Source organism: Helicobacter jaachi (genome assembly GCF_000763135.2).
Taxonomy (GTDB): Bacteria; Campylobacterota; Campylobacteria; order Campylobacterales; family Helicobacteraceae; genus Helicobacter_C; species Helicobacter_C jaachi.
The window spans coordinates 38487-54794 of the sequence record NZ_JRPR02000003.1; the positions used below are offsets into that span (position 1 = coordinate 38487).

Annotated in this window: 13 protein-coding genes; 4 read left to right on the plus strand and 9 right to left on the minus strand. The window is 42.4% G+C overall.

Annotated elements, in window-relative coordinates:
• Nucleotides 1-5 precede the first annotated feature (5 nt).
• Nucleotides 6-1400, minus strand: coding sequence for a LegC family aminotransferase (locus tag LS71_RS05395; protein WP_034353683.1), 1395 nt, complete (start codon nucleotides 1398-1400; stop codon nucleotides 6-8).
• Nucleotides 1401-1612: 212 nt separating this feature from the next.
• Here LS71_RS05395 and LS71_RS09890 point away from each other — a divergent pair, with 212 nt between their 5' ends.
• Nucleotides 1613-3682, plus strand: coding sequence for a methyl-accepting chemotaxis protein (locus LS71_RS09890; protein WP_138109843.1), 2070 nt, complete (start codon nucleotides 1613-1615; stop codon nucleotides 3680-3682).
• A gap of 203 nt (nucleotides 3683-3885) precedes the next feature.
• Here the strand turns inward: LS71_RS09890 and LS71_RS05405 are convergent, their stop codons facing one another.
• The 6 genes from LS71_RS05405 to pgsA form a co-directional block, all read right to left on the minus strand.
• Nucleotides 3886-4725: a YaaA family protein gene (locus tag LS71_RS05405; RefSeq protein WP_052057919.1), complete on the minus strand. Its 840-nt coding sequence runs from the start codon at nucleotides 4723-4725 to the stop codon at nucleotides 3886-3888.
• On the minus strand, nucleotides 4722-5834 hold the full coding sequence (locus LS71_RS05410) for a polysaccharide deacetylase family protein (protein ID WP_034353680.1): 1113 nt from the start codon (nucleotides 5832-5834) through the stop codon (nucleotides 4722-4724). Before LS71_RS05410 ends, LS71_RS05405 begins: the two co-directional genes overlap by 4 nt.
• A gap of 69 nt (nucleotides 5835-5903) precedes the next feature.
• The gene (locus LS71_RS05415) at nucleotides 5904-6290 is read right to left on the minus strand and encodes a hypothetical protein (RefSeq protein ID WP_034353677.1); all 387 of its coding nucleotides are present in this window, start codon (nucleotides 6288-6290) and stop codon (nucleotides 5904-5906) included.
• A 29-nt stretch (nucleotides 6291-6319) separates the two neighbouring features.
• Nucleotides 6320-6988: a YggS family pyridoxal phosphate-dependent enzyme gene (locus tag LS71_RS05420; RefSeq protein WP_034353676.1), complete on the minus strand. Its 669-nt coding sequence runs from the start codon at nucleotides 6986-6988 to the stop codon at nucleotides 6320-6322.
• A gap of 10 nt (nucleotides 6989-6998) precedes the next feature.
• Nucleotides 6999-8138: an RIP metalloprotease RseP gene (rseP, locus tag LS71_RS05425; protein WP_034353673.1), complete on the minus strand. Its 1140-nt coding sequence runs from the start codon at nucleotides 8136-8138 to the stop codon at nucleotides 6999-7001.
• The gene (gene pgsA, locus LS71_RS05430; protein ID WP_034353671.1) at nucleotides 8135-8680 is read right to left on the minus strand and encodes a CDP-diacylglycerol--glycerol-3-phosphate 3-phosphatidyltransferase; all 546 of its coding nucleotides are present in this window, start codon (nucleotides 8678-8680) and stop codon (nucleotides 8135-8137) included. Before pgsA ends, rseP begins: the two co-directional genes overlap by 4 nt.
• Before the next feature lie 169 nt (nucleotides 8681-8849).
• On the opposite strand from pgsA, the gene corA reads away from it, so the two are divergent.
• The 3 genes from corA to oadA all read left to right on the plus strand — a co-directional run bounded on the left by corA (nucleotide 8850) and on the right by oadA (nucleotide 12439).
• Nucleotides 8850-9824 (plus strand): magnesium/cobalt transporter CorA, encoded by a 975-nt coding sequence (gene corA / locus LS71_RS05435; protein ID WP_034353667.1) that lies wholly within the window; start codon nucleotides 8850-8852, stop codon nucleotides 9822-9824.
• Nucleotides 9824-10558 carry a TerC family protein gene (locus LS71_RS05440; protein ID WP_138109844.1) on the plus strand — a complete coding sequence of 245 codons (735 nt, stop codon included), beginning with the start codon at nucleotides 9824-9826 and terminating at the stop codon, nucleotides 10556-10558. Before corA ends, LS71_RS05440 begins: the two co-directional genes overlap by 1 nt.
• An 81-nt stretch (nucleotides 10559-10639) precedes the next feature.
• Nucleotides 10640-12439: a sodium-extruding oxaloacetate decarboxylase subunit alpha gene (gene oadA, locus LS71_RS05445; RefSeq protein ID WP_034353662.1), complete on the plus strand. Its 1800-nt coding sequence runs from the start codon at nucleotides 10640-10642 to the stop codon at nucleotides 12437-12439.
• 242 nt (nucleotides 12440-12681) lie between these two features.
• On the opposite strand, the gene LS71_RS05450 is transcribed toward oadA, so the two are convergent.
• Nucleotides 12682-14631, minus strand: coding sequence for a motility associated factor glycosyltransferase family protein (locus LS71_RS05450; RefSeq protein ID WP_052057917.1), 1950 nt, complete (start codon nucleotides 14629-14631; stop codon nucleotides 12682-12684).
• Between the two features lie 16 nt (nucleotides 14632-14647).
• Nucleotides 14648-16192: a flagellin B gene (locus tag LS71_RS05455; protein WP_034353659.1), complete on the minus strand. Its 1545-nt coding sequence runs from the start codon at nucleotides 16190-16192 to the stop codon at nucleotides 14648-14650.
• Nucleotides 16193-16308 lie beyond the last annotated feature (116 nt).

The following is a 16308-nucleotide window of genomic DNA, read 5'->3' on the forward strand; positions in this document are numbered from 1 at the left end:
GGCCTCTATTGATTTGATACATCGCGCATTCGCGCGCCATCATTTGAGTTTATAACATCGCGCATTCGCGCGCTGCTGGGAATATTCACAATCGTATCGCTTAGGGCTATGGCATTGCGCAAATCGCCGCATTGTGCGTGCGCATACATAGGTGCTAGATTATTAAGCTGCCATATCGGGCGCGTCATAATGCCCTGCGCATTGCTACGCTCTAGGAATGTATCGCGCGCCTTTTTAGAATCTAGTCTTATAGCATTTAGCCAAAAATTTGGGAGCGTGCCGCTGCGCGCGTTTATAAAAGTTATATCGCTAAAAGATTCAAAAAAATCCGCATAACTTTGTGCAATGGCGCGTTTAGAATCTAGCATTTTGGGCAGTAGCTCAAGCTGCGCGCAAGCAAGCGCGGCGTTGATATTGGGCAAGCGGTAGTTAAAGCCTAGCTCATCGTGGCGATATTCGTAGGCGTGCGGGATTTTTGCTGTGGTGGTTAGATGCTTTAGGCGCTTGGCAAGGGATTCATCATTAGTTAGGATTATACCGCCACCGCCGCAGGTGATGGTTTTGTTACCATTAAAGCTCAAAATGCCGCAAATGCCAATAGTCCCTGTGTGAGTTAAGAATTCGTCTTTTTGGTAATTTTCAGGGAGTGCTGCGCCCTGCTTGTGCGATAGACGCTCTAGTCTTATCTCCGCGCACGGCTTGTACAACCCTGAAAATTCCTCAAAAATACTAGAATCCTTTTGCGCGTCATACTCTGCTTTGCTATGACGCACGCCCAAGCCCAAAGAGCAATTGTAATAGCTGCCTAGGCTCTCTGCCGCGTCCTCTATGAGCCAAATTCCCCATTCATCGCAAATTTGCTTTATCTCATAAATCCTAGCAGGGTGTCCAAAGGTGTGCATAGGCACGCACGCTTTAATCACCTTGCCGCTGTGCTTATTGTGTGCTTTGCCTGCTTTCATAATCGTGCTAGATTCTAAAAATGCTCGCAATGCCTTTGGCGAAAGGCTTAGAGAATCTACATCGACATCAATATAAATCGGGCTTGCCCCAGTGTAGGCAATGGCGTTACTTGTAGCAATAAAGCTTAGCGGCTGTGTGATAACTTCACAGGCAGTATCCACACCTAGCGCGTGCAGGGTAGCATGCAGCGCGCAAGTGCCATTTGTCGTAGCAATGGCGTATTTTGAGCCACAAAATGCGGCGATTTGGCGCTCAAAGGTATTGACAAACTCGCCTACACTTGAGACAAAGCCACTTTCAATGCAGGCATTCAAATACGCTTTTTCATTTCCCACAAAAAGCGGCTCATGCAAGGCGATATGCCCCTGCTTTTTGTCATAAAGCTCGCGGATAAATGCAAAGATAGAATCTAGATTCTCTAAATTAGAAGCCGCCAAGTGCCTCGCTCCTTAAAGTAAAATAAATTAAAACTTAAAAAAGCGTATTCTAGCAAAAATATCTAAAGAAAAAATTGAATGTTTCATTTCGAAAAGATAAAACATAAAAAAGCAATATTTCCTTATTTTGTTTACCCATATTAATAATTTTTCTTAAATATAAATAGCGAAATTATTCAAAATAAATTTACATTTCAAAGGGGTGTATAGTATTGAGTTTGTGGAAGAGTTTTTCATTAGGACAGAAGTTTATAATCTTACAATCTGTCGTGTTTGTGGTGCTTTTAGTGCCATTTTTGTTTTTGGTTGATGGGGTGATGACAAAGCATTCTAAGGAGCAAATAGAAAATCAACTTAATGTGATTGAAGATGTATTAGATACAAGTTTAGATGTATTTTTTACACGGATTTTAAATAATATCAAAAATTCATTTGATGTGTTTGAAGCGGTGCAAGCTCGGTATTATGGCAAGGCAGGTAATAGTTCTTATAAGCTCGGTGAGAGTGTGAATGTGGGCGGCAAGCAAGTGCCTGCGCTATATTATAATGGCGTCTCTTTGGCGGAGAATACGGATTTTATCGAGTATTTTTCCTCTGTGATGGGGAGTGAAGCGACATTTTTTGCGCTAGATTCTCAAGGGGACTTCACACGCATTAGCACATCTTTAAAAGATAGTGAGGGCAAGCTAGCCATTGGCACGACACTTGGGAAAGAACACCCAGCATTTGCAGAGATTAAGGCAAAGCGCGCATTTAGTGGGCGTGTGAGGCTCTTTGGTAAGGACTATATGGGGATTTATAAGCCTTTATTAGATGCTAAAAGTGAAGTCATTGGCATTGCTTTTGTCGCGGACGAGCTAGATACAGCCTATGAAAATCTAAAAACTAGGCTTGCTAAAATCGCAGTAGGGGAAAGCGGCAAGATAATGATTATTGATAGGAGATATGATAGGTTTATTGTCGGCGGGCAGGAGAATGAAAAGCCTAGCGCACTTTCATTTTATAAACATATTCAAGAGGGGCTAGCGGAGGGCTTTGTAGAGTATAAAGATAAGGGCGAAGTGTATGAGATTTCTACATTGCATAATCAAATTGTGGATTTGTATGTGGTTACACAGGCGCGGCTAAAGGATTTTACACAATTTAATGTATTTTTAGAGCGCTTTATGCTTATTGGCATTTTGCTGCTAGTATCTGTGGTGCTAGTCATCTCATATTTGGCTGTGCGGCGTGCGGTTAAGAGGCTTATGAAGCTCACTAAAATCATCACTACATTTTTGTCTTATGTCAATTTTGAGGAAAAGAGCGCGCCACCTATTTTGGAAATCAAAACGCGCGATGAGATTGGTAATATCGCCCATAAGCTTAATGAATCTATGCTCAAAATTCAAAAAGGTTTAGAGCAGGATATGGAGGCGATTAATGATACTTTTAGAGTTGTTGAGAGCGTAAAAAAGGGACATTTGGATAATAAAATCAATAAAACGCCGCATAATCCTAATCTTGTGCATTTAAAAGAGCTTATTAACGAGGCTTTAGCGCAGATTGAAGCAAATGTGGGCAGTGGGATTGATGTGCTAGGGCAGTATCAAAAGGAAAATTATAGCAATAAATGCGATGAAAGCAATATAGAGGGCGATATTTTAGGATTCTATCAAAGCATTAACGCACTGCGCGAAAGTATGATTGCAACCATTAAGGCGCGCATTAAAGTGAGCGAGCATTTAAGCCAAGTCTCACAAGAGCTTGGGCAGTCTGTGGCAAAAATCACAAGTGGGGCTAATCAGCAGGCTTCGAGCCTAGAGGAGAGCGCGGCGACGCTTAATCAAATTAATTCTTCTATGCAGGGCATTAATCAACGCACGCTAGAGGTAACCCAGCAAAGTGAGGATATTAAAAAGATTATAGGCATTATCCGCGATATCGCCGACCAGACGAATTTGCTCGCACTCAATGCCGCTATTGAGGCTGCGCGCGCAGGCGAGCATGGGCGAGGATTTGCAGTGGTGGCTGATGAAGTGAGAAAACTAGCAGAACGCACGCAAAAGTCTTTGAGCGAGATTGAAGCAAATACCAATATTCTAGTGCAAAGCATTAATGATATGTCAGAATCTATAAAAGAGCAGACTGCGGGCATTGAGCAGATTAATCAAGCTATGGTTGAGCTAGAGCAAGTAACGCAAGAAAATGTCAATATCGCGCAGCATTCGCAGGACATCAGCAGCGCTATGGAGGGCATTGCGGGGAATATTTTAGAAGATGTGCGCAAGAAGCAATTCTAGATTCTGTATTTTCTAGCGCTTGTAGAATTAAAGCTTCATACGCTTTATTCTTTAATGTAATAGGGCGCGAATACGCCCGGCTTTCGCGCTAGCAAAAGCAACAGCGTGGCACGCATAGAACTGACCTTAAAAAATGAAGTTGATAAGCTGCGTAAGCGCACAAGCGCAGACTATAGAATCTGCAAACAATAGCTCACAATAGTTTAATGGCGTGCTTCATAAGTAAGGATAGTAGTATTTTGCGCGTGTGTTACATCTTTTAGGCTTAAAAATGTGGGCGTAAAATCTATAAGCATTTTTGTAGAAGTAATGTGATTTTGCGCCACAGCGCGCGCGTATAAGCCACGATAATATTTAGCATAGTGGCTTACCTTTTTGCCATTTTTTAAAAAATTCACTTGTGTGTAATGCGCGCAACTCTTTGGCATATAAGCCTTTATATAAGCCTCTGCGCGCAAATCTAGCACATCACTATGGGCAAAAAATACATCAAGTGCGGGCTTTAGCGCCCTATAGAGTGCCTTTAGCTCAAATGCTCCTCTGCCCTTGCCCTGATGCACATTATAGTATGGCAATGCCCAGTCCGCGCGCACCACGCCAAAGAGATTACTAAAAATACACAAATGTTTGTAGAGATACTTTTGCGCTTTAGAATCTAAGCTTGCAAAGTCTAGCGCCTTGTATCCTACGCCATTATAAAGCCTTATAGATTCTATATTTGGCGCGTTTAGGAGGTTTTGAGCGATATTTAGCTCATCTAAATTTATGCGCTTACTGCCAAAAAGCGCGCTAATTTCCCCCTCACTTGCGCTTTGTAAAAACGCTGCATACGCCTTTATAGCGTCTTGTATCGCACTATGCTCTAAAAATAAGCCCTCATATAATGCTGCTTGAAAGCTTGTTTGTGAAGCAGGAGTGCTATTTATAGAATCTAGCCTATATTTTAATGCGCTATTTGTGGCATTTTGGGGGATTTTTCCATTTTTTGGGATAGTCTTGTGCGGGATAGCCTTGCCCTCACTTGGGCTAAATAGGATTTTCATTGAGCCGCAAATGTATCAAATATATATTTATAGGGAGAATCTGCCCTCACAAAGTGCTTTATATCCTCTAAAGTTAGCTCTAGCATAATGTTTCCGCTTGAGTAGGGCGAGATTTCATACTGCTGCCATATAAGCACCACTCTAGGCACTAAGTCATCATGCAGATAAGTTAAGAAAAAATACTCTGGCAGCTTTTTAATGGGCAAAGATTCTATAAAAATCTTATCCCCATATTGCGCCAGTAGCGCCTCAGTAAGCACTCTAAAAAGCTCCTCACTTGGCTCAAATAAATCCTTTGGATTACTTGAAATAGACTTCCCACTCTCTAGCTCAAAAGTTTGTGTAATATACTGCGAATTCCCATGCGCCCCGCCTGTGTAGGCGTAAGAGAAATGTCCAATAGTTAGGATTTTAGAATCTACATAGAGCATTTCATCTTGCTCATCTATCCTCACTAGCTCGCTTTGCGCATCTAGTTTTTCTAAATCATCGCGCGCAAGCTTTAAAAGCTGCTCTTGTAATTGCGCCTTACTCTCTGCGCCGCCATTAAGCGCGGCATTTAGCTCATCTCGCGCATTTTTATCAATGCCATTTAAGGGCGAAATGTAGAACTTATTTATTTCCTCCCTCCATTCAAGATTATCTTGCGTCTTTGTGTATGCGCCCTGTATAGAATCTACCACACTCACAGGCAGGCTTGTATCCTCCTTAAGAAACATGTTAGTGTTATCCCCATACTCCAAAACCAGCGCGCCAGATTCTATCCCCACGCGCATATTGACATCTGTAAGCTCGTATGAATTAGGCGTAGCCATATAGTCATCTTTAAATAATGCTATATATTGCTTTGTATCCCCAATCATCGCACTTCCTATCAGCACCAAAGCCCGCTCTACGCTATGTCCATGAAGCATACCTTTCATCACATAGATTCGTTTATTATCGCCTAGTTTCAAAATCCGCTCTATTTCATCATTGCTGCGCTGCTTTGCGGGCAGATTTGGCAAGCTCTCTCTTGTTTGCTCCTTGTCCGCATTATCCGCACACGCACAAAATATTAGCCCAAGCACACACGCTAGCGCACATATTTTTATAAAATATTTTTTCATCTCCCTCGCCTTTTTAAAAAATTACTAGTATTTGCATACTACTGCAAATTTATAAGCACGCATTTCATCTCACCAGCCGCGCGAAATAGCATGACAGCTCACGCACCCAGAAAGAATACGCCCATACACATCAGCGCTCTTAATCATATCGCCATCTTTTAAAAATCGCTCAAGTAAGCCTATATACTCCTCATTGCGATTAACAATGCCGCCCACGACATTAATATCGCGCCGCTGCGAAATGCTAAGATAAGTATTTGCATCAATGCGCTTTAGCTCCCCACTTAGGATTTTAAACTCCTCTAAACCCTCATTAATCCACTCTTGTTTATTATATAAAAAGCCCTTTTCCATAAGATTCATCGCATATTCCATATTTTGCATAATATGCGAAAGCTGCCCTTCTGCCAATAGTGCGCACGCGCAAAGGCATAAAAGCCCATAAATTTTTAGCATTTTTGCTCCTATTATCCTTATTCCTTGCATTATTTTGCTCCCTCAAATAGTTTTGAGCCAATGCGCACGAGATTTGCCCCATACGCGATAGCTATTTCAAAATCCCCGCTCATACCCATAGACAAAATCCTAGCGCCACACCCCTGCACGCTATCAAACACATCTCTTGTAAGCTGAAAGCTCCTTTCAATATCCGCGCGATTAGGGCTATGCGCGCCAATGCTCATAATGCCTTCCAGTATAATATTTGGGCATTGTGCTTGTATTTGCTCATAAATTTCTTTTGCAGATTCTATACTCACACCGCTTTTACTTGCCTCGTTTGCGGCATTTACTTGCAATAATGCGCGCACTTTTGCTTCTCCTAGCCTTTTTTGAATGGCGTGGGCTAATTTTATAGAATCTATGCTATGAATGAGGCTAGGCTGCAGCGCGAGCAAGGCATTAATCTTATTTTCCTGCAGCGTGCCGATAAAATGCCACTCCAAAGGCACATCGCTTAAAATCTCACTTTTAGCGCGCAAATCCTGCACTTTGTTTTCACCAAATGCACGCTGCCCGCACTCATATAAAGCCAAAATATCTTCCGCGCTTTGATATTTGCTCACCGCCACAAGCGAAATGATTTGATGTGCGCTATAAGCCAGCCGCGCGCGCTCTATACGCCGCAGCACACGCTCTAAATTTAACGCCAGCATGCCTCCTCCTTTATGCTAATAAGCGAAATATATCATTATATAATCCCAACATCATAAGCCCAAGCAGCACCGCCCAGCCGCAAAGTGTGAGATAATACGCCACTTGCTCATTTGGCTTTTTCCCCCTTAACATCTCATAAGCATTAAACAAAATATGCCCGCCATCAAGTGCGGGGATAGGCAAAAGGTTTAATACACCAAGATTTACTGAAATAAGCGCCACCAAATACAAAAAGCGCGAGAGATTATCCCTGCTTGCTACATCTATCACAGATACTATGCTAATCACCCCGCCCACTTGACTACTAGGCACGACACCGCTTATAAGCTTGCCTATGCCTTGAATGATAAGCACACTTGCCTTTAATGTCTCATGCCAGCCATAATACAAACTATCTAAGCCATAATAATGCACCTTTTCTAGCGCATTTGCGCTCACTATGCCAATCATACGCCGCTTTATAGGCTCGCCAAAAATATTTTTAGAATCTTGCACAATAGGCGTGAGTGTGAGCTGTATGCGCTCTTGTGCTAGCTCATTGCTTGCATGGCTTTGCTTCTCTATAATTTTTGCTCCACTGCCTGCTATTTGCCCCTGCTCATTTGACTTGCGCATAATTTCAACATTTAAACTCCCGCTAGATTCTGTAATGATAGAATCTAGCTCCTCCCAAGTGCGAATGTGCGTGCCATTTATGCCCACAATCCTATCATTTGGCTGCAGTCCGGCTGTAAATGCAGGCGTATTCTCACGCACATCGCCAACTATAGGAGCAAGGGAGGGTATGCCATTAATCCCCACTATCACATACAAAATAAATGCTAGTAAAAAGTTAAACCCCGCACCCGCTAGCAAAATAGCAATCCGCTTACAAGGTGACTTTGCCAAATACGAATCTGCCTCAAGGGCTGATGTTTGCTCCAACTTAGGATTGCTATCATCTTGCCCTTTAAGCTTGACATAGCCGCCAAGCGGGATAAGCGAAAGTGCATATTGCGTGTGTTTAGTATGAAAAGTCAAAAGCTTTTTGCCAAATCCTATGCTAAAGACCTCCACGCGCACCCCAAAAAGCCGTGCTACGATAAAATGCCCTAATTCATGAAAAAAAACTAAGAAAGATAACACCAAAAGCGCGACAAATAAGCTCATACATGCACACTTTTAATATATTTAATCGTATAATCCGCCCCAGAATACAAAGTCAAAGCCACCGCTAGCCATAATAACACCTCACCTCCCGGAAAAAAATCCGCGAGTAAAAAGGCAATAGCGGCAATTTGTGCGCCTGTTTTGTATTTCCCGCTTGTGCTTGCTGCTACGCTCTGTCCGCTGCCTGCCACCATAACGCGCAAGCCTGTGATAAAAAACTCCCGCGATAAAATAAGAAATACAGCCCAAGGAGACGCTCTCTGCAAGACCAAAAGCGCAATAAAGCCCGATAAAATGAGCATTTTATCCGCCAAAGGGTCAAAGACTTCGCCAAAGCGCGAATGCAAGTGATATTCCCGCGCGATATAGCCATCAAAAAAATCTGTCAAGCTCGCCACGCAAAAAATCAAGCACGAAAGATAATTCACCCAGTTTTTATCCACATATGTCGGCAGTATCACATCATAGTGTAGCGCCACAAAAAGCAATAAAATCGCTAGAAAAATCCTTGAAACGCTCAATATGTTGGGTAAATATCTCAATGTGCTTCCTTTTGTCGCTTAATTTTAGGCAAGATTTTACAATGGATTATTTAACTTAAATGGCAAAATATACCAAAGTTATATAAGAGTTATACCCTTTTTTTGCTACAATCGCGCATTCATTATTTTATAAATTTCACATTATTTTGTTGCAAAGGAGGCTAAAAGTATGATTAATATTTTTGTGCGGCGCGGCGGACTGATTATGCGTGAAAGTCTGCAATTCCAGTTAAGCGATGAAAATGCCCAGATTCTAGAACAGCAAGATAAAATTTTATGGATTGATTTGCTTCACCCCTCAAATGAAGAGGTGCATTACATCTCACATACTTATAATCTTGAAATCCCAACCAAAGAGGAGCGCGAGGAGATTGAGCAATCTGCGCGCTATTGGGAGGATAGCGGGAGCATTACGATTAATACTTACTTCCTTGTGCGCTCTTTAGAATCTGAATTGCGTAATGAAACTATCACCTTTCTACTCTGCAAAAATATCCTTTTTACCATTCGCTATAGTGATTTTAAAATCTTTGATGAAATCCAGCAAATCGTGCTTGCCACGCCTAAAGTCTTTGAAGATGGCTTTGATTTAATTGGGAAAATCTTTGAAATCCGCGTGGAAAAAGATGCCGACTTGCTAGAATCTGCTGCCAAAAACACGCGTGATTTACGCAAAAGGGTGTTTAACTCCACTATCCTTAATTATGATGAAATGCTAGAGGAACTCTCCTCCTTACAAGAGCTTAATATGGGCGTGCGAGATTCGCTATTTGACAAGCGGCGCGCCATTACAGCCGTGCTAAAAAGCGACAAAGCCGATTTAGATGTGAAAAAAAATATCACCATTGTGCTAAAGGACTTAAATTCGCTCGTAGAATTTACCACCGTGAATATGCAAGCACTTGATAATATTCAAACGATTTTGACCAACCAAATCAACATCGAGCAGAATAAAACCATTAAGCTTTTCACCGTGGTAACCGTGGCGATGATGCCTCCAACGCTCATTGGCACGATTTATGGTATGAATTTTGATAGTATGCCCGAGCTGCATTTAGACTATGCCTATCCTATCGTGCTTGTGATTATGATTCTCTCCACATTTATTCCCATTATCTACTTTAAGAAAAAGGGTTGGATTTAATGGATTTTGCACATTTTTTGGGCGCGTTTGCGTGGGTTAGTGACTTTCATTCGTGGATTGCGCTCGCCACTTTGGTATTTTTAGAAATCGTGCTAGGCATTGATAATCTCATTTTTCTAGCCATTTTGGTTTCGCGTTTGGAGGAGCGCCACCGCGATAAGGCACGCATTTTTGGCTTACTTTTGGCTATGCTCTCGCGCATTGCGTTGCTTGTGTGCCTTTTTTGGGTGATGAAACTCACCCAACCGCTTTTTACAATCGCGCATTTTGCCATAAGTGGGCGCGATATAGTGCTGCTAGTTGGAGGATTATTCCTGCTATACAAAGCCACAAGCGAAATTCACGCGATGAGCCTGCCACAAAGCGAGCAGCACATTAAGCCCAAATACGCTAGCTTTGCGCTTGTGATTGTGCAAATCACATTGCTTGATATCGTGTTTTCGCTAGATTCTGTAATCACAGCTGTGGGAATGGTCGATGTGCTTGCCATAATGATTTTAGCCATTATCATAAGCGTGATAGTTATGCTTATCGCGTCTAAGGGTATTTCAAGCTTTATTGAGAAAAATCCTAGTATCAAAACGCTAGCCTTAGCGTTTTTGCTGTTAGTAGGCGTTACACTCATCGCTGATGGCGCGCATTTCCATATCCCTAAGGGATATATTTACTTTGCTATTGCGTTTTCTTTGGGCGTGGAGATGATAAATTTGTATCTTACAAAATCGCGCAAATAGCCATTTTTACTAGATTCTATATTTTCACAGCATAAATGCGATAGAATTTAGCTTTTTAGTTTAATGCTTAAAGGCGGAAATATGATTAAGATTACAGAAAATAGCCTGCGCGATGGGCATCAATCACTTTTAGCCACGCGTATGCGCACAGCTGATTTAATTGAAGCAGCAAAAATCTTTGATAGCATAGGCTTTCATAGCCTTGAAGTGTGGGGCGGGGCGACTTATGATACTTGCTTGCGTTATTTAAAAGAAGACCCTTTTGAGCGGCTTTATGAGTTTAAAAAAGCATGCACCAAAACGCCGCTACAAATGCTTTTGCGCGGGCAGAATCTCATCGGCTATCGGCATTATGCTGATGATGTGGTGGAGGAGTTTATACGCCTAAGCGCGCAGGCGGGAATGGATATTTTTAGAATCTTTGATGCCTTTAATGATGCGCGCAATCTTAAAACCTGCATTGAGAGTGTGAAAAAATATGATAAACACGCTCAAGGCGCGATTTGCTATACGACTTCGCCTGTGCATACCACGGCTAGCTTTGTGGCGTATGCTAAGGAGCTTGTAAAAATGGGCTGTGATTCTATTGCCATTAAAGATATGGCAGGCTTACTTGCACCATTTAAAGCCTTTGAACTTGTGAAAGCCTTAAAAGAGGAATTGGGCGTATATATTTGCCTGCATACGCATTCAACCGCTGGTTTTGCCTTTGGCTCACATTTAAAAGCGGTGGAAGCGGGCGTTGATGTGCTGGACTTGGCAAATTCGGCTTTGAGTGAAGGCACAAGCCACCCTTGCACGCAATCTATGGTCGCCACACTTCAACACACACAATGGGATACTGGACTAAATATAGAATCTATGGAAGCTGCGGCGGAGATTTTGCGCAAGAATCGCCGCAAATATAAAAAATTTGAGTCTGTGTATAATCAAATCGATACGCGCGTGCTTGTAAGCCAAATCCCCGGCGGCATGATTTCTAATATGGCAAATCAATTAAGGGAGCAAAATGCGCTTGATAGAATGGACGAAGTTATGCACGAAATCCCCTATGTGCGCGCGGACTTTGGCTATGTGCCTTTGGTTACACCATCAAGTCAAATCGTAGGCACACAAGCTGTGCTAAATGTCCTTATGGGCGAGCGATATAAAACTATCACGACTGAAACGCGTAATGTCATTAAAGGGCTGTATGGGCGCACGCCAGCACCCATTAGCCAAGCGCTACGCGATAGAATTTTAAGTGAAGGTGAAAAGATTGTAGATGTGCGCCCTGCGGATTTGCTCGCGCCTGAATTGCAGAGGGCAAAGGCAGAGAGTGCGGATTTTGCAAAAAGCGAACAAGATGTGATTTCTTATGCGATGTTTGGCGCGATAGCTAAGACATTTTTGCAAGAGCGCAATACCAATACGCTTAAGCCCGAGCCTTTGGAGACTTTTGAGGAAAAATGTGATACCACTATGCCCAAAGAGTTTGAAATCGTCGTAAATGGCGAGCATTACGCGATTAAAGTGGAGGGTAGTGGGGAAAAAACTGATGAAGTGCGCCCATTTTTTATCCGTGTAGATGGGGAGTTGAAAGAAGTGTTTGTGGAGAGCGTTGATAAGAGTTTAAATGGCGGAGTGAAAAAAGTCTCTCAAAGTGGCGCTTTGCCTCAAGCCACAGCGCCCGGACACGCCAAATCGCCAATGCCCGGCACACTCACAAAGCTCAAAGTGCAGGTAGGCGATAAGGTTAAACGCGGCGATACGCTAGCTATTGTTGAGGCGATGAAAATGGAAAATGAAGTGCTATCTCCCATTGATGGCGTGGTGAAAGAAATTTATGCCACGCAAGGTATGCAGGTGAGCGCTGATACGGCTATTATGCTTTTGGGCTAGTTATTTTAATCTAGCATAGAATCTAGCGCAAATTTTATAGCCCTATATTTTTAACCTTGCATTTTGCAATTTCACATTTTAAAGGCTAGATTCTATAAAATTCCGCGCTGTTGCTTTTTTCTAGAAAGCCGCGCGCATCTCACCCAAATGAGCAAAGCCCATTTGCGCGCCTAAAGTATAAAGTTATAGCTGCTGATTACGCATCTATCAACTTATTTTTAAAGGCTAGATTCTATAATTGCTCATTTTATAGAATCTAGCGCGTTAATTTCTGCTTCTGTGATAATGCCCTGCGTAGTCCAAGTGCGTAGGGCTTGCTTAACCACCTCTATCACGGCGTCCATTCCCCCTGCAAGAGAGAAAAGCCAATATTTATGCGCATAGATTAATTCAGCCTGCTTAATGAGCTTTGTCTCCTCTGTATTTGTGGGCGTTACAAGGATTTTTGCTATATCCATTTCTTGATGAAAGATATAAGATTGTATCGCGTCCATAAAGCACTCGCGGAATCTTTGCTCATCAAAAAGCTCCTTTACCGCTTGGATTCTATCAATGCAAGATTCTAGCTCGTGGGCTTCAAGCTCGCTTAATCGCCCTTCTTTATTAAGCAGCTCAAATCGCTCTGTGAGCGCTGCTACCTCTAAAAACACTTCTTCTACAAATGCTTTATCCTTAAGTCCTAGTGTAATCCAATCAAGCGTTTTTTGCTTAATCTTTTTGAGATTAGCTTGATATTCTTGCTCTGTGGGGTAGGTAAGGGTAATTGGCGATTTTTTATGCGTGGTATCAATGAGCTTTATTGCCTCCTTGAAAGGGATTTCTTTTGTGCCATGAATACGCGCGCCGCCCTCTGTGGAGTTAATCACCTCAATAGGATAGGGAGTATTAGCAATATCGCGCTCATAGAATGTTAAAAAAAGCTGCCAAACGCGCGTAGATTCTATCATTCCGCCACCGCCATATTGCTCTACCATAACCTTTTGCCCCTTTTTCTCCATAACCTCTGGTTTAATCTCATTTGTGCCATACACAGCATCTTTTGCGTGCGAAGTGCCATCTTTACCAAAGGCTAAATCCTGCCCGATGATGATACACCGCTTAAAGCGCGCATGCACGATGAGTTCATATGCCATATTTGCCGCACTCATACCAATGCCTAAATAGCCATATTCGGTAAGCTCAAAATAATTTGTATAGCCAAATGGGCGCAAAGAATACTGCACCAAATCACCTTTTAAAGCGTCTTTAAGGCGTTTATGCACAATTGAGGTAATGGCAAACACAATATCTTTATGCGCACTTTTTGGTGTATCCTCATAAAATTTAGCCGTAAGCTCCACGCGCTCAAGGCTAAAGACAATATCAGGCTTAATGCCTTCTTTTGTAAGAATTGGCAAAGAAGCATCAATGCAAAAAATGCTCGCATAATCTTGTATTTGCTTAAGATATGGAATCTGTTTGCTTAGGCTTGGTCCTGTGGCGACGATAATAGCTGTATCCCTGCCTTTAATTTGGGAAAGCAAATTAAGTAAAGAGGGAGATTTAATTACATCGGGCAGATTCTGTATGTGATGAGAAATGCCAATGATAGAATCTCTGCTATCATTACCCACGCTCACCACACTATGCTCAATAGCGCGGATAAAAATTTTATTTATCTCAATGTAAAGCTTAGCATAGCGCTCATAGTAGGCATTAAATAAATGCAAATCATATACTTTTGAGTAAATTTTAGCATCTCTATTAGTAGCAAAAAGCGTATCAATGCGCGTGAAATCGCACTTTTGCGCCTCAAGGAATATAATGCGCTGCTCTAAAATATCGCTTGAAAAATCCATAAAATGCAGCACAATAAAAAGCAGTTCAAGCTCTGGCTCAAGCACTACAATGCGCTTTAAAAGCTCATTTTGTAGCAATACCTTATACAGCACTCCATTACCTACACCAAAAAAATACAAATATGGATAGTGAGAGTATTTGGCAAATTCTGTGATTTTGGCATTGGTCTCCTCAAGTGGATTAGTGAGAAAAAGCGCGGTATTAGTGCGTTTATCGATGATATTAATGTTGAGCGGGTCGCTGCCTTGAAAGACTTCATAGTGTTGGTTTGGCTTAAAATCATGCAGCTCTAGCGCCAAAGCTGGCGATTTCACAGCTAGGGCGGAGAGATTAAGGCTAAAAAAATCTTGCATATACTAGCTTGCTATTCTACTGGAGAAGTCTAAGCACATTTTGCTGCACAGCATTGGCTTGCGCCATAGCAAAGCTACCGCTTTGAGCCAAAACATTATGTTTAGAGAATGTCGCAGATTCTGAAGCAAAATCCACATCGCGGATTTGAGATTCTGCAGCTTTAACATTAACTTGCGTAACAGAGACATTGTTAATAGTCGAAACTAGCTGGATTTGCGCTGAACCAATATCAGCACGCAGTTTATCAAGCTGCATACGCGCAGATTCTGCCATATCCATAACCACCATCGCACCCTTAAGGCTTGTAACCCCCGCACCTATACCATCAAAGTGCAAGTTTGCTTGAGCGACATTGGCATTTGCTCCGCATGCTGAAGCGATGTTAGAATCCATTTCTCCCCGCACGGAGCGCAAGTTGGCTGTGTATTCTGAAATACCTTGCGCAGAGTGGAAGCCAATGTGGCTAAAATTTATCCCGCTTACAATAATATCTCTCGCATCTGTTCTAATAAGCGTCAAACGCCCGACAATAGCGTGGTCTGTGCCTGAAATCCCAGCAAAATTCCCACCACCAAAGACTTTTCCGCTATCGTCCTCTGTTTGGATAGATATAGCCCGCCCATCAAGACTTCGCACATTAATACGCCCTGTAATATCTGTGTAAGCCTCGCAGCCCGTGCGCTCTTTAATAGAGTTAATCGCATTAAGCAATCGCCCATCGGAGTCGTTTTTGCGCACATCATTGACATTTCCAATAGTTACGCCATTAATCACAAGCCCACGCACCGTGCCTGATAGCACTGGCACATCGCCTGTTGCCATAACGCTCCACGCCGCGCGCACGCCTAGCGTATCGGCGTGTTTATTAATCACTTCTGTAAGCACGCCTATACCAGTTCCTGCAGAAGTTGAAATTTTCACCGTTTCTATTTCAAAATCATGCTTTCCATCAACTTGGCGGAATTTAAGCATAACTTCGCTCAAATTTGACGCCGCACCAGAAGCTAGCATACCTACACCCGCAAATGAGCCGCTCTCCATTCTCACATGCCCTATTTTATCGCTACTTGTAGGACCAATGGAAGCTTTAATGGTAGTGTTAGAATATGCTCCAATTTGAAATTCTTTATTAGAAAACGCGCCAGATAGCATTTGCTGACCATTATAGCTAGTGGTATTAGCGATATTATCTAGCTCCTCTAAAAGGCGAATAATATCGCTTTGCAGAGCCTTTCTAGTCTCTGTGCTTTGTCCATCTTGAGCGGCTTGAATGGCTTTAGTCTTAATGGTATCCAAAATTTTGAGCTGCTCGTCCATTGCTTTATCGGCAACTTGTATCATACCAATGGCGTCATTGGCGTTTCTTACAGCTTGCCCTAAGCTTTCGCTTTGACTTCGCAAACTATCGGCAATAGCCATACCAGAGGCGTCATCAGCAGCTTTATTCAAGCGCAAACCAGAGCTTAACTTCTCAAGTGAGCTGTGCAAGCTTCTATTATTTTGCACACCAATGGTGTGGGCAGTAAGGGCGGAGATGTTTGTGTTTATCCTAAAACTCATTTTGCATCCTTTGCTAAACTTTTTTTCATTTGTGTCGATAAAGCAAAAGGTATTCCATATTTTTTAGATTCTATAAGATTAAATAATTTGCAAACTCACTCCAAGAAACTGCTACA

Coding starts and splice junctions, on each gene's coding strand:
- LS71_RS05405 (WP_052057919.1), bottom strand. CDS start 4,725: ATGAAAATCCTATTTAGCCCAAGTGAGGGCAAGGCTATCCCGCACAAG.
- LS71_RS05410 (WP_034353680.1), bottom strand. CDS start 5,834: ATGAAAAAATATTTTATAAAAATATGTGCGCTAGCGTGTGTGCTTGGG.
- LS71_RS05415 (WP_034353677.1), bottom strand. CDS start 6,290: ATGCTAAAAATTTATGGGCTTTTATGCCTTTGCGCGTGCGCACTATTG.
- LS71_RS05420 (WP_034353676.1), bottom strand. CDS start 6,988: ATGCTGGCGTTAAATTTAGAGCGTGTGCTGCGGCGTATAGAGCGCGCG.
- rseP (WP_034353673.1), bottom strand. CDS start 8,138: ATGAGCTTATTTGTCGCGCTTTTGGTGTTATCTTTCTTAGTTTTTTTT.
- corA (WP_034353667.1), top strand. CDS start 8,850: ATGATTAATATTTTTGTGCGGCGCGGCGGACTGATTATGCGTGAAAGT.
- LS71_RS05440 (WP_138109844.1), top strand. CDS start 9,824: ATGGATTTTGCACATTTTTTGGGCGCGTTTGCGTGGGTTAGTGACTTT.
- oadA (WP_034353662.1), top strand. CDS start 10,640: ATGATTAAGATTACAGAAAATAGCCTGCGCGATGGGCATCAATCACTT.
- LS71_RS05450 (WP_052057917.1), bottom strand. CDS start 14,631: ATGCAAGATTTTTTTAGCCTTAATCTCTCCGCCCTAGCTGTGAAATCG.
- LS71_RS05455 (WP_034353659.1), bottom strand. CDS start 16,192: ATGAGTTTTAGGATAAACACAAACATCTCCGCCCTTACTGCCCACACC.